The 18,582-nt window shown below is 67.4% G+C and carries 14 protein-coding genes and 3 tRNA genes; 12 read left to right on the forward strand and 5 right to left on the reverse strand.

Annotated elements, in window-relative coordinates; all coding sequences use genetic code 11:
- Positions 1-13 precede the first annotated feature (13 nt).
- Positions 14-87, reverse strand: a tRNA-Cys gene (locus tag M9945_RS15910).
- 115 nt (positions 88-202) lie between these two features.
- The gene (locus M9945_RS15915) at positions 203-505 is read right to left on the reverse strand and encodes a hypothetical protein (RefSeq protein WP_367945381.1); all 303 of its coding nucleotides are present in this window, start codon (positions 503-505) and stop codon (positions 203-205) included.
- A gap of 200 nt (positions 506-705) precedes the next feature.
- Here M9945_RS15915 and M9945_RS15920 point away from each other — a divergent pair.
- The 9 genes from M9945_RS15920 (at position 706) to M9945_RS15960 (ending at position 10,807) form a co-directional block, all read left to right on the forward strand.
- Positions 706-780: transfer RNA gene (locus tag M9945_RS15920), tRNA-Asn, on the forward strand.
- Between the two features lie 171 nt (positions 781-951).
- Positions 952-1,027, forward strand: a tRNA-Lys gene (locus M9945_RS15925).
- Positions 1,028-1,234: 207 nt separating this feature from the next.
- Positions 1,235-1,900: a protein-L-isoaspartate O-methyltransferase gene (locus tag M9945_RS15930; protein WP_367945382.1), complete on the forward strand. Its 666-nt coding sequence runs from the start codon at positions 1,235-1,237 to the stop codon at positions 1,898-1,900.
- A 260-nt stretch (positions 1,901-2,160) separates the two neighbouring features.
- Positions 2,161-3,507 carry a TolC family outer membrane protein gene (locus tag M9945_RS15935; protein WP_367945383.1) on the forward strand — a complete coding sequence of 449 codons (1,347 nt, stop codon included), beginning with the start codon at positions 2,161-2,163 and terminating at the stop codon, positions 3,505-3,507.
- Between the two features lie 154 nt (positions 3,508-3,661).
- Positions 3,662-4,357 carry a PopZ family protein gene (locus M9945_RS15940; protein ID WP_367945384.1) on the forward strand — a complete coding sequence of 232 codons (696 nt, stop codon included), beginning with the start codon at positions 3,662-3,664 and terminating at the stop codon, positions 4,355-4,357.
- 182 nt (positions 4,358-4,539) lie between these two features.
- Positions 4,540-7,323, forward strand: coding sequence for a valine--tRNA ligase (locus M9945_RS15945; RefSeq protein ID WP_367945385.1), 2,784 nt, complete (start codon positions 4,540-4,542; stop codon positions 7,321-7,323).
- 97 nt (positions 7,324-7,420) lie between these two features.
- The gene (gene ilvD, locus M9945_RS15950) at positions 7,421-9,256 is read left to right on the forward strand and encodes a dihydroxy-acid dehydratase (protein ID WP_367945386.1); all 1,836 of its coding nucleotides are present in this window, start codon (positions 7,421-7,423) and stop codon (positions 9,254-9,256) included.
- A 130-nt stretch (positions 9,257-9,386) separates the two neighbouring features.
- A complete protein-coding gene (locus tag M9945_RS15955; RefSeq protein ID WP_367945387.1) occupies positions 9,387-9,737 on the forward strand; it encodes a hypothetical protein in 351 nt (116 codons plus the stop codon).
- Positions 9,738-10,018: 281 nt separating this feature from the next.
- Complete coding sequence (locus M9945_RS15960) at positions 10,019-10,807, forward strand: tetratricopeptide repeat protein (RefSeq protein ID WP_367945600.1); 789 nt, start codon at positions 10,019-10,021, stop codon at positions 10,805-10,807.
- A 232-nt stretch (positions 10,808-11,039) separates the two neighbouring features.
- On the opposite strand, the gene xth is transcribed toward M9945_RS15960, so the two are convergent.
- Complete coding sequence (gene xth / locus M9945_RS15965; protein ID WP_367929298.1) at positions 11,040-11,825, reverse strand: exodeoxyribonuclease III; 786 nt, start codon at positions 11,823-11,825, stop codon at positions 11,040-11,042.
- A 123-nt stretch (positions 11,826-11,948) separates the two neighbouring features.
- Here xth and M9945_RS15970 point away from each other — a divergent pair, with 123 nt between their 5' ends.
- A complete protein-coding gene (locus tag M9945_RS15970; RefSeq protein WP_367945388.1) occupies positions 11,949-13,436 on the forward strand; it encodes a nucleobase:cation symporter-2 family protein in 1,488 nt (495 codons plus the stop codon).
- Between the two features lie 29 nt (positions 13,437-13,465).
- Here M9945_RS15970 and M9945_RS15975 read toward each other — a convergent pair whose 3' ends face one another.
- On the reverse strand, positions 13,466-14,986 hold the full coding sequence (locus tag M9945_RS15975; protein ID WP_367945389.1) for an MFS transporter: 1,521 nt from the start codon (positions 14,984-14,986) through the stop codon (positions 13,466-13,468).
- A gap of 102 nt (positions 14,987-15,088) precedes the next feature.
- Positions 15,089-15,439 carry an iron-sulfur cluster insertion protein ErpA gene (gene erpA, locus M9945_RS15980; RefSeq protein WP_367929301.1) on the reverse strand — a complete coding sequence of 117 codons (351 nt, stop codon included), beginning with the start codon at positions 15,437-15,439 and terminating at the stop codon, positions 15,089-15,091.
- A gap of 89 nt (positions 15,440-15,528) precedes the next feature.
- Between erpA and M9945_RS15985 the strand changes: the two genes are divergently transcribed.
- Together M9945_RS15985 and argS are read left to right on the forward strand one after the other, a co-directional pair.
- Complete coding sequence (locus tag M9945_RS15985; RefSeq protein ID WP_367945390.1) at positions 15,529-16,743, forward strand: deoxyguanosinetriphosphate triphosphohydrolase; 1,215 nt, start codon at positions 15,529-15,531, stop codon at positions 16,741-16,743.
- 61 nt (positions 16,744-16,804) lie between these two features.
- On the forward strand, positions 16,805-18,559 hold the full coding sequence (gene argS, locus M9945_RS15990; RefSeq protein WP_367945391.1) for an arginine--tRNA ligase: 1,755 nt from the start codon (positions 16,805-16,807) through the stop codon (positions 18,557-18,559).
- Positions 18,560-18,582: the final 23 nt, after the last annotated feature.

Here is an 18,582-nt window from a genome sequence, read left to right on the forward strand (position 1 = left end):
CTTCAGGAAGGATTGGAGGCCTCGGCCGGAATCGAACCGGCGTGCAAGGATTTGCAGTCCTCTGCGTAACCACTCCGCCACGAGGCCTCTCCGCCTGAAGCGTTCAAGGCGCTTCCATAGGTGGAGGGCAAATGGGCGTCAAGCCACCCGGCAGCAATCTGTGCTGAATCGTCACGGCGCCCGGATTGGTCGGTCGTGAGCGTCAGCGGCGCGGGCGCGATTGCCGCCGTCTGCCCCGGCGCTCCGCCCACCACAGCTCGAAGCGCCGCCGCCAGCGTCGCACCGTGGCGAATTCGTAGGACAGCACCAGGATGCCGAGCGGAATCATCCAGAAACCCAGCACCGGCAGGAAGCCGAGCATGCCGAAGAACACCAGCAGCACGCCGATCGTGATGCGCAGCGCGCGCGACTGCGGCATGGCGAACTCGCGGCCCAGCACGGAAATCCGGCGCTTGGCCCGCCGCCTTTCCCCGTCGCCTTCCGTCCTGTCGTCTTTCGTGGCCATGGTTCCAACGCTCGTTGCGGCGGCGTTCCGCTTGCCTGTCGCCTGTTTCGCCCCCATAGGGCCGTGCGGTGGCAGATATGAGATGCGGCAACTCGAAACGCCATAGCGGCGGCGACAATAAATTCGGCGAGGATGCCGATTGGTGCTTTGCAAAGGCGATTACTGTTGCTATGAGGCGCCACATCAGCGCGAGCAGGCATTCCCCGGTAGCTCAGCGGTAGAGCAACCGGCTGTTAACCGGTTGGTCGATGGTTCGAATCCGTCCCGGGGAGCCACTTTCCTTTCCTGATCCGTCCTTTCCCGCCGCTTCGGCGCGCCGCCGGCGCGCGTCTTGGCAGAGGGCCGTGTCGCCCGGCGGGGCGGAAAACAAATGAACCCGGACGACACTTTATGGCTGGACAGCGCGGGTCGGACTATTTATAGGCGGCTCGTCATATCGACACCGTGGGTGATTAGCTCAGTTGGTAGAGCAGCTGACTCTTAATCAGCGGGTCGTAGGTTCGATCCCTACATCACCCACCATTCCTTTTCCCTGACAAGCACAGCCTGAACCGCCACGGCCATGCCTCGTACCGCCGCGGCGGAATCGCGGCCGGGTGCGGCGTTGCGGCAGGGAACGAAAGGCTGGACAAACGCGAATTTGGCGTTACACAAACCTGACGAAACCGGGCCCGACAGGCCGGAATTTGCCGTTTTCAGGGGTGTCCGCGAAGGCGGGCGGATGTGGACATGACAGTCGATTTCCAGGAAATGCGGGTGAAGATGGTCGATGGGCAGCTGCGCACGACCGACGTGACCGATGTCGCCATCCTCGATGCCATGCTGGAAGCGCCGCGCGAGGCGTTCGTGCCCGCCGACCTCAAGCCGCTCGCCTATATGGACGAGGACATCCGGATCGCGCCCGGCCGTCCCGGCCGCTTCCTGATGCGCGCCTCGCCCTTCGGCAAGCTCGTCCAGCTCGCCGACGTGCGCCCCGGCGACCTCGTGCTCGATGTCGGCTGCGGCACCGGCTATTCCAGCGCCATCCTGGCGCGGATCGCCGGCTTCGTCGTCGCGCTCGAAAGCGATGCGCAGCTTGCTGGCGAAGCCCGCGAGCGGCTCGCCGGCCTCGGCTACGACAACGTATCCGTGATCGAGGGGCCGCTCGAGGCCGGGCATACCCGGCAGGCGCCCTACGACGCCATCGTCGTTCAGGGCGCGGTCGACGAGGCGCCGCAGGCGCTGATCGGCCAGCTCAAGGACGGCGGCCGGCTCGTCGCCGTGGTCGGCGAGGGCAATTCGGGCCGCGCGACCCTGTGGATCAAGGAAGACGGGCTGGTTTCCTCGCGCGCGGTCTTCAACGCCGCCGTTCCGCCGCTGGAGGCGTTCCGGCGCACGCCAGCCTTCCAGTTCTGAGCGCCATCGCCCCCGAAGACTATCCGAGGGAAAATTATCGGGGAATGTTACCAAAGTGTAACGCCACCCCTTTCGAAATCGTGTAGCGTTCCGCCGCGAGGATGCATGGCGCCCCTGAATGCGGCGCCATGGGGAGGGTTTGTCGTGTGCCGGGTTCCGGCAGGAGATCACTATGGCCGGGGCTGCGACGCAGTGTCTGCTCAATTCGCGTGAGGTAGGTCGTGTCCGTGATTCGTAAAGGCTTGTACGCCGTGATCGCCATGTCGGGGGTTCTCGCGCTCTCGCAGCCGTCGATGGCAGAGACGATCCATGGCGCGCTCGCCCGTGCATACCAGAACAACGCCAGCGTCAATTCGGCCCGCGCGGGCGTGCGCGTCACCGACGAGGGCGTCGCCATCGCCAAGTCCGGCTGGCGGCCCTATATCGGCGCGTCGGGAAGCCTGAACTACACCTCGACCAACAACACCAGCCGAATCACCACCGGCTCCTTCGGCATCCAGATCCAGCAGTCGCTGTTCGACGGCTTTCAGACGCTGAACAACGTGCGCGCCGCCGAGGCGCAGGTCCGCGCGGCCAATGAAAGCCTGCGCAACACCGAGCAGGACATCCTGTTCAACGCGGCCGCCGCCTATGTCGACGTGCTGCGCGACCGCCAGATCGCGACGTTCCGCGCCCGCAACCTCGACTTCCTGAGCGAGCAGGTGCGTGCCGCCTCCTCGCGCTTCGAGGTGGGCGAGGGCACCCGCACCGACGTCGCGCAGGCGCAGGCGCAGCAGGCCGCCGCCGTCGCCCAGCTGAGCGCGGCGCGGGCGCAGGTGCTCGCCAGCGAGGCCACCTATCTGCGGCTCGTCGGCGACAAGCCCGGCAAGCTCCAGCCGGCCGGCCCCGTCGCCAAGCTTCTGCCGGGCGGCATGGACGCGGCACTCGGCGCCGCGCTTTCCGGGCATCCGGTCATCAAGGCCACGCTTCATCTCGTCGATGCGGCGTCGTTCCAGGTCAAGTCGGCGGAAGGCTCGCTCCTGCCGCAGATCAGCGCCCAGGCCGGGGTGAGCCATTCCTACCGCAACACGGTGACCGGCCTGCCCGGCGTCGGGATGGGGTCCGGGGACGGCTCGTCGGATTCCGCCTCCGTCGGCCTCAACCTGACGATCCCGATCTATCAGGGCGGCCTCGCCTCGGCGCAGGTGCGCCGCTCGAAGGAATCGCTCGGCCAGGCCCGCATCGAGGTCGACGTGGCGCGCGACCAGGTGCGCAACGCGGTGACGGCGGCGTGGACCCAGTACGTCGCCGCGCGCGAGGTTGTGGCGGCCGGGCGCGAGCTCGTGTCGGCGGCGCAACTGGCGCTGAACGGCGTCATCGAGGAGCGCAATGTCGGCCAGCGCACCACGCTCGACGTGCTCAACGCCCAGGCCGACGTCATCACGGCGCAGATCAACGTCGCCAGCGCCGAGCGCGACGTGGTGGCGGCGAGCTACGCCATCCTCTCGGCGATGGGCCAGCTTTCGCCGAAGCGGCTCGGCCTTGCCGTCGCAACCTACAATCCGCAGGAGCATTACGACGCGGTCAAGGACAAGTGGGTCGGCACCAAGACGCCTGACGGCCGCTGAGCGCCGGGCCAAACTTGTGTGAAAGTTGCGTCGGGGAAAGGCCGGGGCTTCGCCGGGCGTCCGGCCTCGTCTATCCTGAAATTATAGATTCGGCATCGATGTATATTTCCGGCGGCAACGACTGAGCGGAACGAAGAAGACGGCAGTTGTAACCATGGCACAGACAGGCAGCGCCCAGCGCGAACCTTCGATGGAGGAAATTCTGGCGTCCATTCGCCGGATCATCGAAGACAGCGACACCGCGCGCAAGCCGCTGGACGAGCCGGAGCTGCCGCAGGTCTCGCCGCTGGGCGAGGCGGAAGCCGCACCCGACGAACCGGAGCGCGAGGTCGAGGTGTTCGAGGCCGAGCTGCGCGAGCCGCAGCCCGTGTCCATGCCGTCGGCCGGCTTTACCGGCTGGCCGGAGCGGGACCTTTCCGAAGCCGCGGACGAGGACGGCGAGGCCGGCCGCGCCGTCGACAGGCAGGTCGTCCACCCGCTGCGGGCGGTGAGCGAAGCCGCCCAGCCGCACCTTTCCCCCGTTCAGCCGGCGGCAGATTTCGACCCCTCGGCCGAAGAGGAAGACGAGCCGGCCCCGGCGGTTTTCGCCGCGGCAGCGGACGCTCCTTCGGCGGAGACGCATGCGGGCGAGGGCAGGACCATGCTGATGTCGGACCAGACCGGCCGGCAGGTGGCCGCCGCCTTCGGCGAGCTTTCCGAGGTGTTCGCAGCCAGGCGCCGCCGCTCGTTCGACGAGATGGCGGAGGAGATGCTGCGGCCGATGCTGCAGGACTGGCTCGACAACAATCTGCCGACGCTGGTCGAGCGGCTGGTGCGCGAGGAGATCGAGCGCGTCGCGCGCGGCGGCTGACCGCCGGCCCGGAAAAGCCTTCACGCTTTCCATGCGCTGCCTGCCCGGCTCGCGCCCCGACATCGCCGCCCTTCCGGGGCGGCGTTTTTCGTCTGGCCGGCGGCCGGGTGGCCCCCATGGTTGACTTGGCCCGGCCCTTCCGGTTTACACCCGGACAGATACCCCGAACCCCGGATTTCCCCATGCTCGACAAGACCTATGACGCCAAGGCCGTCGAACCCAGGATCGCCAAGGCCTGGGAGGAGACGAACGCATTCGCGGCCGGAGCCGGTTCGCAGCCGGGGGCCGAGAGCTTCGCCATCGTCATCCCGCCGCCCAACGTCACCGGCTCGCTGCATATGGGCCACGCGCTCAACAACACGCTCCAGGACATCATGGTGCGGTTCGAGCGCATGCGTGGCAGGAATGTCCTGTGGCAGCCGGGCATGGATCATGCCGGCATCGCCACCCAGATGGTTGTCGAGCGGCGGCTCGCCGAGAGGCAGATCCATCGCCGCGACCTGACGCGCGAGGAGTTCATCGACAAGGTCTGGGAGTGGAAGGCCGAATCCGGCGGCATGATCTTCAACCAGCTGAAGCGGCTCGGCGCGTCCTGCGACTGGTCGCGCGAGCGTTTCACCATGGACGAGGGGCTGTCGCAGGCCGTGCTCGAGGTGTTCGTCACGCTCTACAAGGAAGGGCTGATCTACAAGGACAAGCGGCTGGTCAACTGGGACCCGAAGCTGCTCACCGCGATCTCCGACCTCGAGGTCGAGCAGGTCGAGCTCGACGGCAATCTCTGGCACTTCCGCTACCCCGTTGAGGGCAAGAGCTACGATCCGCTCGATCCGTCGAGCTACATCACCGTCGCCACGACGCGGCCGGAGACGATGCTGGGCGACACCGGCGTCGCCGTCCACCCGGACGACGAGCGCTATGCCGGCCTCGTCGGCAAGCATGCGGTGCTGCCGATCGTCGGCCGGCGCATCGCCATCGTCGCGGACGAGTATTCCGACCCCGAGAAGGGCACCGGCGCGGTCAAGATCACCCCGGCGCACGACTTCAACGATTTCGAGGTCGGCAAGCGCCATGGCCTCGCGCTGGTCAACGTGCTGAACATCGACGCAACGATAAACATCAAGGATAACGACGACTTCCTCGACGGCGTTGAGAAAACGAGTCAGCGCGAGGCGGTGTGGGAGCGGCTGCACGGCCTCGACCGCTTCGAGGCGCGCAAGCTCGTCGTCCAGCTCATGGAGGAAGGCGGCTTCTTGGAGAAGATCGAGCCGCACCGCCACATGGTGCCGCATGGCGACCGCGGCGGCGTGCCGATCGAGCCGTTCCTGACCTACCAGTGGTATGTCGACGCCGCGACGCTGGCCAAGCCCGCCATCGCCGCCGTGCGCGAGGGCCGCACCAATTTCGTGCCGAAGAACTGGGAAAAGACCTATTTCGAGTGGATGGAGAACATCCAGCCCTGGTGCGTGTCGCGCCAGCTGTGGTGGGGCCACCAGATCCCGGCCTGGTACGGGCCGGACGGTCATGTCTTCGTCGCCAAGACCGAGAAGGAGGCGCTCGACGACGCGGTCGAATACTACCTCGCGCTCGAAGGACCGTGGAAGGCGTGGGTCGAGGAGAAGCTTGAGAATTTCGAGCCGGGCGACATCCTGACCCGCGACGAGGACGTGCTCGACACCTGGTTCTCCTCGGCGCTGTGGCCGTTCTCGACGCTCGGCTGGCCGGAGAAGACGAAGGAGCTGGAGACCTATTACCAGACCGACGTTCTCGTCACAGGCTTCGACATCATCTTCTTCTGGGTCGCCCGGATGATGATGATGGGCCTGCACTTCATGAAGGAGGAGCCGTTCCACACGGTCTATGTCCATGCGCTGGTGCGCGACAAGCACGGCGCCAAGATGTCGAAGTCCAAGGGCAACGTCATCGACCCCTTGGAGCTGATCGACGAGTACGGCGCGGACGCGCTGCGCTTCACGCTCGCCATCATGGCGGCGCAGGGGCGCGACGTGAAGCTCGATCCGGCGCGCGTCGCCGGCTACCGCAATTTCGGCACCAAGCTGTGGAACGCCACCCGCTTCGCCGAGATGAACGGCGTGAAGCGCGATCCGGCGTTCCGTCCCGAGGACGCCAAGCTGACCGTCAACCGCTGGGCGCTGACGGAGCTGACCCGCGCGACGGCGGAGATCACCGCCGGCATCACCGGCTTCCGCTTCAACGAGGCTTCCGCCGCGGCCTATCGCTTCGTCTGGAACCTCGTCTGCGACTGGTATGTCGAGCTGCTGAAGCCGGTCTTCGCCGGCGACGACGAGGCGGCCAAGGCCGAGAGCCGGGCTGCGATGGCCCATGTTCTCGATGAGATCTTCAAGCTGCTGCACCCGATGATGCCGTTCATGACGGAGGAGCTGTGGGCGCAGACGGCGGGCGAGGGCGCGCCGCGCGAGACGCTGCTGTGCCATGCCGCCTGGCCGACGCCGGATTTCGAGGATTCGGAGGCGGCAGCCGAGATCAACTGGTTGGTCGACCTCGTCTCCGGCATCCGCTCGGTGCGCTCGGAGATGAACGTGCCGCCTTCGGCCACCGCGCCGCTGGTGCTGGTGGGCGCCAATTCGGCGACGCGCGAGCGCGCAGCGCGCCACGACCCGGCGATCCGCCGGCTGGCGCGCATCAGCGAGGTCGGCTTCGCCGAGGCCGCGCCGAAAGGCTCGGCCCAGATCGTCGCCGGCGAGGCCACGGCCTGCCTGCCGCTCGGCGACCTGATCGACCTGAAGGCGGAAGCCGCGCGGCTCGAGAAGGAGCTGGCGAAGAACGCCGACGAGGTCGCCCGCATCGAGAAGAAGCTCGGCAACCCGCAATTCGTCGCCAAGGCCGCGCCCGAGGTGGTGGAGAGCGAGCGCGAGAAGCTCGACGAGCTTCGCGAAGCGCGCGCGAGGCTCGGCGAGGCCCTTGCGCGGCTGCGCGAAGCCGGCTGACAATCGACTGAGCCAACAGGCGGGCGCTGACAGGCCCGCCTCTAGCCGCTAAACAGCTATTTCAAACATTGGAAAAGCCAAAAGGTCTGGAAACGCCATGCCCCCCTATCGCTCCCGCACGACGACCCACGGACGCAACATGGCGGGCGCGCGCGGCCTGTGGCGCGCCACCGGCATGAAGGACGGCGATTTCGGCAAGCCGATCATCGCCGTCGTCAACTCCTTCACCCAGTTCGTGCCGGGCCATGTGCACCTCAAGGACCTCGGCCAGCTCGTGGCGCGCGAGATCGAGGCGGCGGGCGGCGTCGCCAAGGAGTTCAACACCATCGCCGTCGACGACGGCATCGCCATGGGCCACGACGGCATGCTCTATTCGCTGCCGTCGCGCGAGATCATCGCCGACAGCGTCGAGTACATGGTCAACGCCCATTGCGCCGACGCCATGGTCTGCATCTCCAATTGCGACAAGATCACGCCCGGCATGCTCAACGCGGCGATGCGGCTCAACATCCCGGCCGTCTTCGTCTCCGGCGGGCCGATGGAGGCGGGTAAGGTCGTCCTTCACGGCAAGACGCACGCGCTCGACCTCGTCGACGCGATGGTCGCGGCGGCCGACGACGCCGTCTCCGACGACGACGTCAAGGTGATCGAGCGCTCGGCCTGCCCGACCTGCGGCTCGTGCTCTGGCATGTTCACCGCCAATTCGATGAACTGTCTGACCGAGGCGCTCGGCCTGTCGCTGCCCGGCAACGGCTCGACGCTGGCGACCCATGCCGACCGCAAGCGGCTGTTCGTCGAGGCGGGACATCTCATCGTCGACCTCGCCCAGCGCTACTACGAGCAGGACGACGACAGCGTGCTGCCGCGCAACGTCGCCAACCGCAAGGCGTTCGAGAATGCCATGTCGCTCGACGTCGCCATGGGCGGCTCGACCAACACGGTGCTGCACATCCTCGCGGCCGCCTATGAGGGCGGCATCGACTTCACCATGGACCACATCGACGCGCTGTCGCGCCGGGTGCCGTGCCTGTCCAAGGTCGCCCCGGCCAAGAACGACGTCCACATGGAGGACGTCCACCGCGCAGGCGGCATCATGCGCATCCTCGGCGAGCTCGACCGCGGCGGCCTGATCCACCGCGACACGCCGACCGTCCACGCCGCGACGCTCGGCGAGGCCATCGACCGCTGGGACATCACCCGCACCAACAGCGAGAGCGTGCGCGAGTTCTTCCGCGCCGCGCCCGGCGGCATTCCCACGCAGACCGCGTTCAGCCAGGCGGCCCGCTGGGACGATCTCGACACCGACGGCCAGAACGGCGTGATCCGCTCGGTCGAGCACCCGTTCTCCAAGGATGGCGGCCTCGCCGTGCTCAAGGGCAACATCGCGCTCGACGGCTGCGTGGTGAAGACGGCCGGCGTCGATGAATCGATCCTGAAATTCTCCGGCCCGGCCGTGGTGTTCGAAAGCCAGGACGCGGCGGTGAAGGGCATCCTCGGCAACGAGGTCAAGGCGGGCGACGTGGTCGTCATCCGCTACGAGGGGCCGAAGGGCGGCCCCGGCATGCAGGAAATGCTCTATCCGACGAGCTACCTGAAGTCAAAAGGGCTGGGCAAGGCCTGCGCGCTGCTGACCGACGGGCGTTTCTCGGGCGGCACGTCGGGCCTTTCCATCGGCCATGCCTCGCCGGAGGCGGCGCAGGGCGGGGCCATCGGCCTCGTGCGCAACGGCGACATCATCGACATCGACATTCCCGGCCGCACGATCTCCCTGCGCATCTCCGACGCCGAGCTGGCGACGCGCCGCACTGAACAGGACAGGCTGGGCTGGAAGCCGGCGGCCCCACGCAAGCGCAACGTCACCACCGCGCTCAAGGCCTATGCCGCCTTCGCCACCAGCGCCGACAAGGGCGCGGTGCGCGTCCTGCCGGAATAGCCGCGACCCTCGGTGCGGTGCCTGCAATCGACCTGCTCCGGCACCCGCCGGGGCGGGCGGCGCTTGATTTCCGGGCGCTGTTGCCCCTTCGGTCCCCTGGACCCACGAAGCAGAGCGACGCGCAATGCTTATGATCCTTCTCTACCCCCTTGCATTCGTCGGCGTCTCGGCGGCCTGGCTGGCCTATCTGTGGAAGGGGCGTTCGATGAAATCCGTCCCGCCTTCCGTGACCGCTGCTCTCGAGGCGCTCACCGTTTGCTACATTCTGGGGCTGGCCATAATCTCCGTTGCGCCGTGGTATGACGATAACGGCGCGCCGGAATTCATTTCCTGGCGATATCGTTGGGGGTGGGCCGCCGAGCTTGCGGGCTGGCTCGCGATCCCTGTCCTGCCCGTAGCCTTGTTCCTCTCCTCGCGGCGACTTTCATGTCGCAAGTCTTCGTCGGAGGCGGCAAGGCGTTCGCGAGAGACGAAATCGTGACCGCATCGCGGTTTCCGGACGTCGGCCGCCTGTCGGCGCGGGTTTTTTCTTGTGGCTATTCGGCAACAGTGACGCGACATCCGTGCGGTGTGTCCTCGGCGCTATGGCGGATTGCCCACTTCCCGCCATAAACCCGGAGCACCTCGTTAGGCCTCGGCAAAAGCGCACGACAGAGGCGCGCGCCGGGAGTTGACGCCGCACCGCCCGCGGCAAGGATGAAGATGATCGTGTACGACGTTTCGAGCACCAGACCGGCAAGCTGCCCCCCGATGGGCCGCCTGATGATGGCTGGCGTGTTCTGCGCGGTCGTTGCAGGCGCGCTTTCCGCCGCGCCGCATGCTCATGCGCTCGACCAGTCGGTCATCGGCACGCCGGAAGAGCAGAAAAGCCCGTGGGCCGCGTTCCGCTTCGGCTTCACCGCCTACAAGAGCGGCCACAAGGAACAGGCGCTCGAAGCCTATCGCTACGCCGCCGACAAGGGCCAACTCGGCGCCCGCTGGAAGCTGGCGCGCATGTATGCCGAGGGCGACGGCGTGGCGCGCAACGATTACGAGGCCTTCAAGTTCTATCAGGAGATCGCGGCGCAGGAGGTCGAGCCCGGCTCGCCCGAGGAAAGCTACGTCTCCGACGCGCTGGTGGCGCTCGGCGCCTATACCCGCGCCGGCATTCCCGGCTCGCCCGTGCAGGCGAACCCCAGCGCCGCGCAGGACTATTACATGCGCGCCGCCGCCACCTACCGCAATCCCAACGCCCAGTTCGAGGTCGGCAAGATGCTGATGAACGGCGAGGGCGGCGCGAAGTCCAACATCCGCCAGGCCGGCCGCTGGTTCCAGCTCGCCGCCGAGAAGGGCCATGCCGGCGCGCAGGCGACGCTGGGCTACCTGCTGTTCCAGAGCGGCAAGGCCGTGCGCGGCCTCGCGATGATGACGGCCGCGCTGGAACGCGCGCCCTCGGGCGACAAGCCGTGGATCCGCGGCATGCAGGAAGAAGCCTTCGCGCTGGCCGGCGAGGCCGACCGCCGCACGGCGATCGCGCTGGCGCAGGACCTGATCGGCCAGGGCGGCAACTAGCCGTCGCATCGGTTCCGTAGACCTGTGATCTTCCGATGTCGCGCCGCCCCTCATCCGGCTGCCGCCACCTTCTCCCCGTGAACGGGGAGAAGGGAACCCTCATTTTCTCTTTCGCCAATCGCAAGCGTTGCAAGGGGGATGTGGCGGTGCGGCCGGCTTTCTTCTCCCCGTTCACGGGGAGAAGTGCCCGGCAGGGCGATGAGGGGCGGCGCAAGCGGCCGGGATTTCCCTCTCAGCTCAGCGCGAGCTGCACCGCCGCCGGCACGTGGTCCGATGGCTTTTCCCACGCCCGCACATGCTTTTCGATGTCGGCCGCGGCGAGGCGGTTGGCGGCTTCCGGCGACAGCATCAGATGGTCGATGCGGATGCCGTTGTTCTTCTGCCACGCGCCGCCCTGATAGTCCCAGAAGGTGAAGAGCTGGTCGTCGCCGACGGCGCGGATCGCGTCGGTGAAGCCGAGATATTCGAGCCGGCGCAGCGCACCGCGGCTTTCGGGCTGGTAGAGCGCGTCATTGACCCATTCGGCCGGGTTCTTCGCGTCGATGGGCTGCGGGATAACGTTGTAGTCGCCGGCCAGCACCAGCGGCTCCTCCAGCGCCAGCCGCTCGTGCGCCCAGCGTTCGAGCCGTTCCATCCACGCCAGCTTGTAGCCGAACTTGCGCTCCTCGGCGACCGGGTTGCCGTTGGGCAGGTAGAGCGAGACGACGCGCAGCGCGCCGCCTTCGGTCGAGAACACGCCCTCGATGAAGCGCGCCTGTTCGTCGGCCTCGTCGCCGGGCAGGCCGCGATTGACCTCGTCGAAGCGCAGCTTCGACAGGATGGCGACGCCGTTGAAGCCCTTCTGGCCGTGGGTCTCGACGTGATAGCCCAGCGCCTCGATCTCCAGTCGCGGAAAGCCATCGTCCATCGTCTTGATTTCCTGAAGGCAGACGATGTCCGGCCCGCTCTCCTTCAGCCAGTGGAGCAGGTTGTCGATGCGCGCGCGCACGCCGTTGATGTTCCAGGTGGCGATTTTCATGAAAAGCCCGACACTATTTCAAACAGTTCTTGATGGTCAGCGGACCGCATAAGGGCGACTCTGCACCATTGCGACGGCCGAGGGAACCTCTGGAGGGGCCGTTGCGCAAGGAGGAGAGAAATAATGTCCACCGTATCGACGCATCCCGTCGATGAGATGCTGCCCGCGCCGCGCCTGTTCACGCTCGGCCTCCAGCACGTTCTCGTCATGTATGCCGGCGCCGTCGCCGTGCCGCTCATCGTCGGGCGCGCGCTTCAGCTCGAACCGGCCGACGTCGCGTTCCTGATCTCGGCCGACCTCTTCGTCTGCGGCATCGTGTCGATCCTGCAATCGATGGGCGCGGGCCCGTGGTTCGGCATCAAGCTGCCGGTGATGATGGGCGTCACCTTCGCCGCCGTCGGGCCGATGGTGTCGATGGCGGTGGCCAATCCCGGCCAGGAAGGCGCGCGCATGATCTTCGGCGCGATCATCGGCGCCGGCATCATCACCGTGCTGATCGCGCCCTTCGTCAGCCGTATGCTGCGCTTCTTCCCGCCGGTGGTGACGGGCACGATCATCCTCGTCATCGGCGTGACGCTGATGAAGATCGGCATCAACTGGATATTCGGCCTGCCGGTCGGCCCGACCGCGCCGAAGATCGTCGATCCGGCGCATGCCGCGTGGCTGGGCTCGGCGGTTGAGGCGGCGGGCGCGGCGAATGCCACGCTGTCCGCGCCGCCGGAGGGGCTGAGGCTCGCGCCGAGCGTGCCGAACGCGGCCTATGCGCCGGTCTCCAACATCGTGCTGTCGCTCGCCGTGCTCGGCGTCATCATCGGCGTCGCGCGCTTCACTACCGGCTTCCTGTGCAACATCGCCGTGCTGATCGGCATCGTCTTCGGCGGTATCGTCGCCGCCGCGCTCGGGATGATGCATTTCGACAAGGTGGCGGGCGCCGCCTGGTTCGCGCCGATCATGCCGTTCCATTTCGGCATGCCGGTCTTCGACCCGATCCTGATCGTGACCATGGTGCTGGTGATGATCGTCGTCATGATCGAATCGACCGGCATGTTCCTGGCCCTGGGCGAGATGACCGGCAAGAAGATCACCCAGCCGATGCTGTCGGCGGGCCTGCGCATGGACGGCCTAGGCACCGTGCTCGGCGGCGTCTTCAACACCTTCCCCTATACGAGCTTCTCGCAGAATGTCGGCCTCGTCGGCGTCACCGGCGTGCGCAGCCGCTTCGTCTGTGTCGCCGGTGGCGTCATCATGGTGGCGCTGGGGCTGATCCCGAAGATGGGCGCGCTGGTCGAGGCGCTGCCGACCGTGGTGCTGGGCGGGGCCGGCATCGTCATGTTCGGCATGGTCGCGGCCACCGGCATCCGCATCCTGTCGGCGGTCGATTTCCGCACCAACCGCAACAATCTGTTCGTGGTGGCGATCTCGCTCGGCTTCGGCATGATCCCGGTGGTCGCGCCCGAGTTCCACATCTGGCTGCCCAAGGCCATCGGCCCGCTGGTCGATTCGGGCATCCTGCTCGCCTCGATCGCGGCGGTGGCGCTGAACCTCGTCTTCAACGGCGCGACCGGCGACGCCGAGGACCTGCGCGAGGCGGCGATGGCGGCGGAAGCCTGAGAGGGCAAAGGTTCGGATCGTCGCCCGCCTCAGCCGTGTGCGCCGCCATCGTTGCGGTAGTTGGCGAGCAGGAAGAACACGAGCAGCGCCAGCGCGCCGATCAGCGCGGCGGAGACCGACAGGAGCACCGAATGGGTGGTGCTGAAGGCGGCCTTGCCGGCCGCGATCAGCGCCGCGCCTTCTCCGGCGGCAAGCTGGTGGGCGACCAGATAGGTATCCCCGATCGACCGCGCCGCCTGCTCGGCCTGTTGGGGAGTCAGGCCCGCCGGCATCGCGATGGTGCGGCCGAAGACGCCGGACATGAAGACGCCGAACAGGGCGATCCCGAGGCCGGTGCCCAGCTCGTAGCCGGTGGCCTCGAGCGAGCCCGCCGCGCCGCCCTTGCTGGCCTCGACCGAACCCATGATGGCGATGGACGAGGCGGTGAGGCCGGTGCTCAGCATCAGCCCCAGCACGGCCAGCATCGCCGGCACGGTCAGGCCCGGATCATGGAAGTCGCTCCAGGCGAGACACCCAAGCGCGACCGCCGAAACGAGAAGCGACAGCACGGCCAGCGGGCGCAGGCCGAGCAGGTTCGACAGATAGCCCGCGACCGGACCGCCGACCGCCACGGCCGCCATCAGCGGGATCATGAAGATTCCCGCCTGAAGCGGCGTCTTGTCGAGCACGTATTGCAGCTCCTGCGCCAGCGTCAGCTCGACGCCGCCCAGCGCGCCCATGGCCACGATGGCCATGATCATTCCCGCGACGATCGCGGGATGCGAGAACAGCGAAAGGTCCAGCATCGGCTCGCTCGACCGCAGCTGCTTGCGGGCAAACGCCGCCAGCATGGCGATGCCGAAGGCCAGAATCAGCGGGACGGGCACTGGCGGCTGCCCGGCGGCGAACGCGGCCTTGATGCCGTAGACGAGCGAAATCATCCCCAGAATCAGCACGATTGCCTGACCGATGGGCCATTTCCCCGGTGTCGTCTCCTCGATGCGCGGCAAAAGCAGGGAGCAGACGGGGGCGACGACCAGCATGATCGGTACGTTGATCAGGAACACCGATCCCCACCAGAACTTTTCCAGCAGCGCGCCCCCGATCAGCGGGCCGACCGCCGCCCCGGCGGCGGCGACCGCGCTCCAGAGGCCGAGCGCCATGGCGCGCTCGCCCTCATCCTCGAAATTGCGGCGGATGATGCCCAGAACGCAGGGCATGATCATCGAGCCGCCGAGCGCCAGCAGCATGCGCGCGCCGATCAGCATCGCCGCGCTCTGCGCGAAGGCGGCCAGCCCCGAGGCGATGGCGAAGACGACAAGGCCCGCCAGCAGGATCCGCCGGTTGCCGACCCTGTCGGCCAGCGTTCCCATCGGCACCAGCAGGCCGGCCATCAGCAGCGGATAGATGTCGATGATCCACAGCACCTCGTTGCCGGTCGCGCCGAGCGACTGGGTGAGGGTGGGGATGGCGACATGCAGGATGGTCATGTCGAACACGACCGGCAGGATGGCCAGCATCACCGCGATCAGGACCAGCCAGCGCCTGGGATTGGCAGGGGTAACTGGCATGGTTCACCTGATTGTCTGTCGCGTGGGGGTGGCAAGGCGCCGGCCGGGGCGCGGCGCGTCAGGAAGGGCGGCCTTCCGGGCGTTCGGAGGCTCCGGGCCGGTTCAGATCGAGAACGAGGTGCCGCAGCCGCAGGAGGCGACGGCGTTGGGGTTTTTGATCTGGAACGACTGGCCCATCAGGTCGTCGACGAAGTCGATGACCGAGCCGCCCATGTAGACGAGCGACAGGTCGTCGATCAGCACCCGCGCGCCGTCGCGCTCGATGACGACGTCGTCGTCGTTCTGCGTGTCGGTCAGGTCGATGATGTAGGAGAAGCCCGAGCAGCCGCCGCCCTCGACGGCGACGCGCAGCGCGATCTTGTCCGGCTCGCCCGCGAGCAGCGCCGCGATCTTGCGCACTGCTGCCTCGCTGACCTCGACACCCTTCATTCCGGTCTTCGCATCGACGCCCATAGCGGCCACCTTGCCATCGCATTCGCCCAATAGGTATGAAGCGGGGAGGGGCAAGTCAACACGCCGCTGTGGCGGCAGGGGGCGCAATCGTGGCGGCATCGTTCGAGCGTATCGGCTTCGGCTACCGGCCGCGCGCGCCTTATGCCTGCGATCCGGCGGCCTCGCGCGGGCGGCTTTTCCCCGAGCCCGAGAGCCCGACGCGCACGCCCTTCCAGCGCGACCGCGACCGGATCATCCATTCGACCGCCTTCCGCAGGCTGAAGCACAAGACGCAGGTATTCATCGCCCATGAGGGCGACCATTACCGCACGCGGCTGACGCACACGATCGAGGTGGCGCAGATCGCCCGCGCCATCGCCCGTGCGCTCCGCGCCGACGAGGACCTCGCCGAGGCCATCGCCCTCGTCCACGATTTCGGCCACACGCCGTTCGGCCATACCGGCGAGGAGACACTCGACGCGCTGATGAAGCCGTGGGGCGGGTTCGACCACAACGCCCAGTCGCTGCGCATCGTCACCGGGCTGGAGCGGCGCTATGCCGAGTTCGACGGGCTGAACCTGACATGGGAGACGCTCGAAGGGCTGGTGAAGCACAACGGCCCGCTGGTCGATGCCGAGGGGCGGACGCTGAAGGGCGCGGTGCCGGGGACGATCCTGAGCTTCAACGCGCGGTTCGATCTCGAGCTCGACAAATACGCCTCGGTCGAGGCGCAGGCGGCGGCGATCGCCGACGACATCGCCTATGACGCACACGACATCGACGACGGCCTGCGCGCCGGCCTGCTCTCGCTCGACATGCTGGAGGCGGTGTCGCTGCCGGCCGGCATCCTCGCCGCGGTGCGGGCGCGCTATCCCGGTCTCGATGCTGTGCGCACCGGGCACGAGCTGATGCGCCGGCAGATCACCGTCATGGTCGAGGACGCGATCGCGACGGCACAGGCCAATATCGAGGCGCTCGCGCCGCAAGGCGTCGCCGCGATCCATGACGCCGGCCGGCCGGTCGTCGCCTTCTCCGGCCAAATGGCGGCGGCGGAGAAGGAGCTGAAGACCTTCCTCTACGCCAATCTCTACCGCCATCCTGACGTGATGGCGGTGCGCGAGGGGGCGGACCAAATCGTCCACGACCTGTTCACCCGCTATTTCGCGCGCCCTGCCGACATGCCGGAAGGCCACGGCCACGAGCCGGAGCTGGCGGGCGAGGCGGCGCGGGCGCGCTACGTCGCCGATTTCATCGCGGGGATGACCGATACCTACGCCATCAAGGAGCACCGGCGCCTGTTTGACCGGACTCCGGAATTGGGCTAGGCGAAGCGCCACATCTTGCCGGGCCTTTTCGCCCCGCTTTCCCAATCCGGGCAGGTACGACATGAACATCTTCGCGCTGTTTTCCTCGCGCATCGTTGCGGCGATCGAAACGCTCGGCCTCGAAACGAAGGACGGCGCGGCGCTCGATTTCGCCCGCCTCGCGGTCGAGCCGCCGCGCGACGCCAGCCATGGCGACCTCGCCACCAACGCCGCGATGGTGCTGGCGAAGTCGGTGGGCGAGAATCCGCGGGCGCTGGCCGAAAAGATCGCCGGGGCGCTGCGCGGCGATGCCGACATCGCCGCCGTCGAGGTCGCCGGGCCGGGCTTCGTCAACCTCAGGCTGTCGGACGCGTTCTGGCAGGCGCGGCTCGCCGACATCCTCGACGTGGCGCAGGATTACGGCCGCTCGGCCATCGGCGCCGGCCGCAAGGTCAATGTCGAATATGTCTCGGCCAACCCGACCGGGCCGATGCATGTCGGCCATTGCCGCGGCGCGGTGGTGGGCGACGCGCTCGCCAACATCATGGGTTTCGCCGGCTACGACGTGACCAAGGAATACTACATCAACGACGCCGGGGCGCAGATCGACGTGCTCGCCCGCTCGGTGATGCTGCGCTATCGCGAGGCGCTGGGCGAGACGATCGGCGAGATCCCGGCCGGGCTCTATCCCGGCGACTATCTGGTGCCGGTCGGCAAGGCACTGGCTGACGAGTTCGGCCAGCGGCTCCTGTCCATGGCGGCGGAAACGGCGCTGGCGCTGGTCAAGGACCGCACCATCGACGCCATGATGGCGATGATCCGCGAGGACCTCGCCGCGCTCAACGTCCATCACGAGGTGTTCTTCTCCGAACGCACGCTGCACGAGGGCAACGGCGCGCCCATCGGCGCGGCCATTGCCGATCTCACGCTGAAGGGCCACGTCTACAAGGGCAAGCTGCCGCCGCCCAAGGGCGAGAAGCCGGACGATTGGGAGGATCGCGAGCAGACGCTGTTCCGCTCGACCGTGGTCGGCGACGACCAGGACCGGCCGCTGGTCAAGTCGGACGGCTCCTACACCTATTTCGCCGCCGACGTCGCCTACATGAAGGACAAGTACGCCCGTGGCTTCGGCGAGCTGATCTTCGTCCTCGGCGCCGACCACGGCGGCTACGTCAAGCGGCTGGAGGCTCTGGCCAACGCCGTCTCGGGCAACACGCTGAAGCTGACCGTGCTCTTGTGCAACCTCGTCAAGCTCTACCGCGACGGCGAGCCGGTGCGCATGTCGAAGCGGGCAGGGGAGTTCGTGACCCTGCGCGACGTGGTCGACGAGGTCGGGCGCGACCCGATCCGTTTCATGATGCTCTACCGCAAGAACAGCGAGCCACTCGATTTCGACTTCGCCAAGGTGACGGAGCAGTCGAAGGACAACCCGGTCTTCTACGTCCAGTACGCCTCGGCGCGCTGCCATTCGGTGTTCCGGCAGGCGGCCGAGCAGCTCGGCTCCATGCCGGACCGCGAAGCGATGAAGGCGGCGGCGCATCTGCTGACCGACGAGGGCGAGATCGGCCTCGTGCGCAAGCTCGCCGAATATCCGCGCCTGATCGAATCCGCGGCGCAGTCGATGGAGCCGCACCGGCTCGCTTTCTACCTCTACGATCTGGCGCAGGCCTTCCACGCCCACTGGAATCGCGGCACCGACAATCCCGACTTACGGTTTGTTAAGGTTAACGAACCAGAATTGACCCGTGCCAGGCTGGGTCTGGTGCGGGCCGTCGCGGATGTCCTGACATCCGGTCTGGCGCTGGTCGGGGCCGACGCTCCGCAGGAGATGCGCTAGATACCGCCGGGCTTCCCGTCACC

It is taken from the genome of Aquamicrobium sp., assembly GCF_023954335.1.
Classification (GTDB): Bacteria; Pseudomonadota; Alphaproteobacteria; order Rhizobiales; family Rhizobiaceae; genus Aerobium.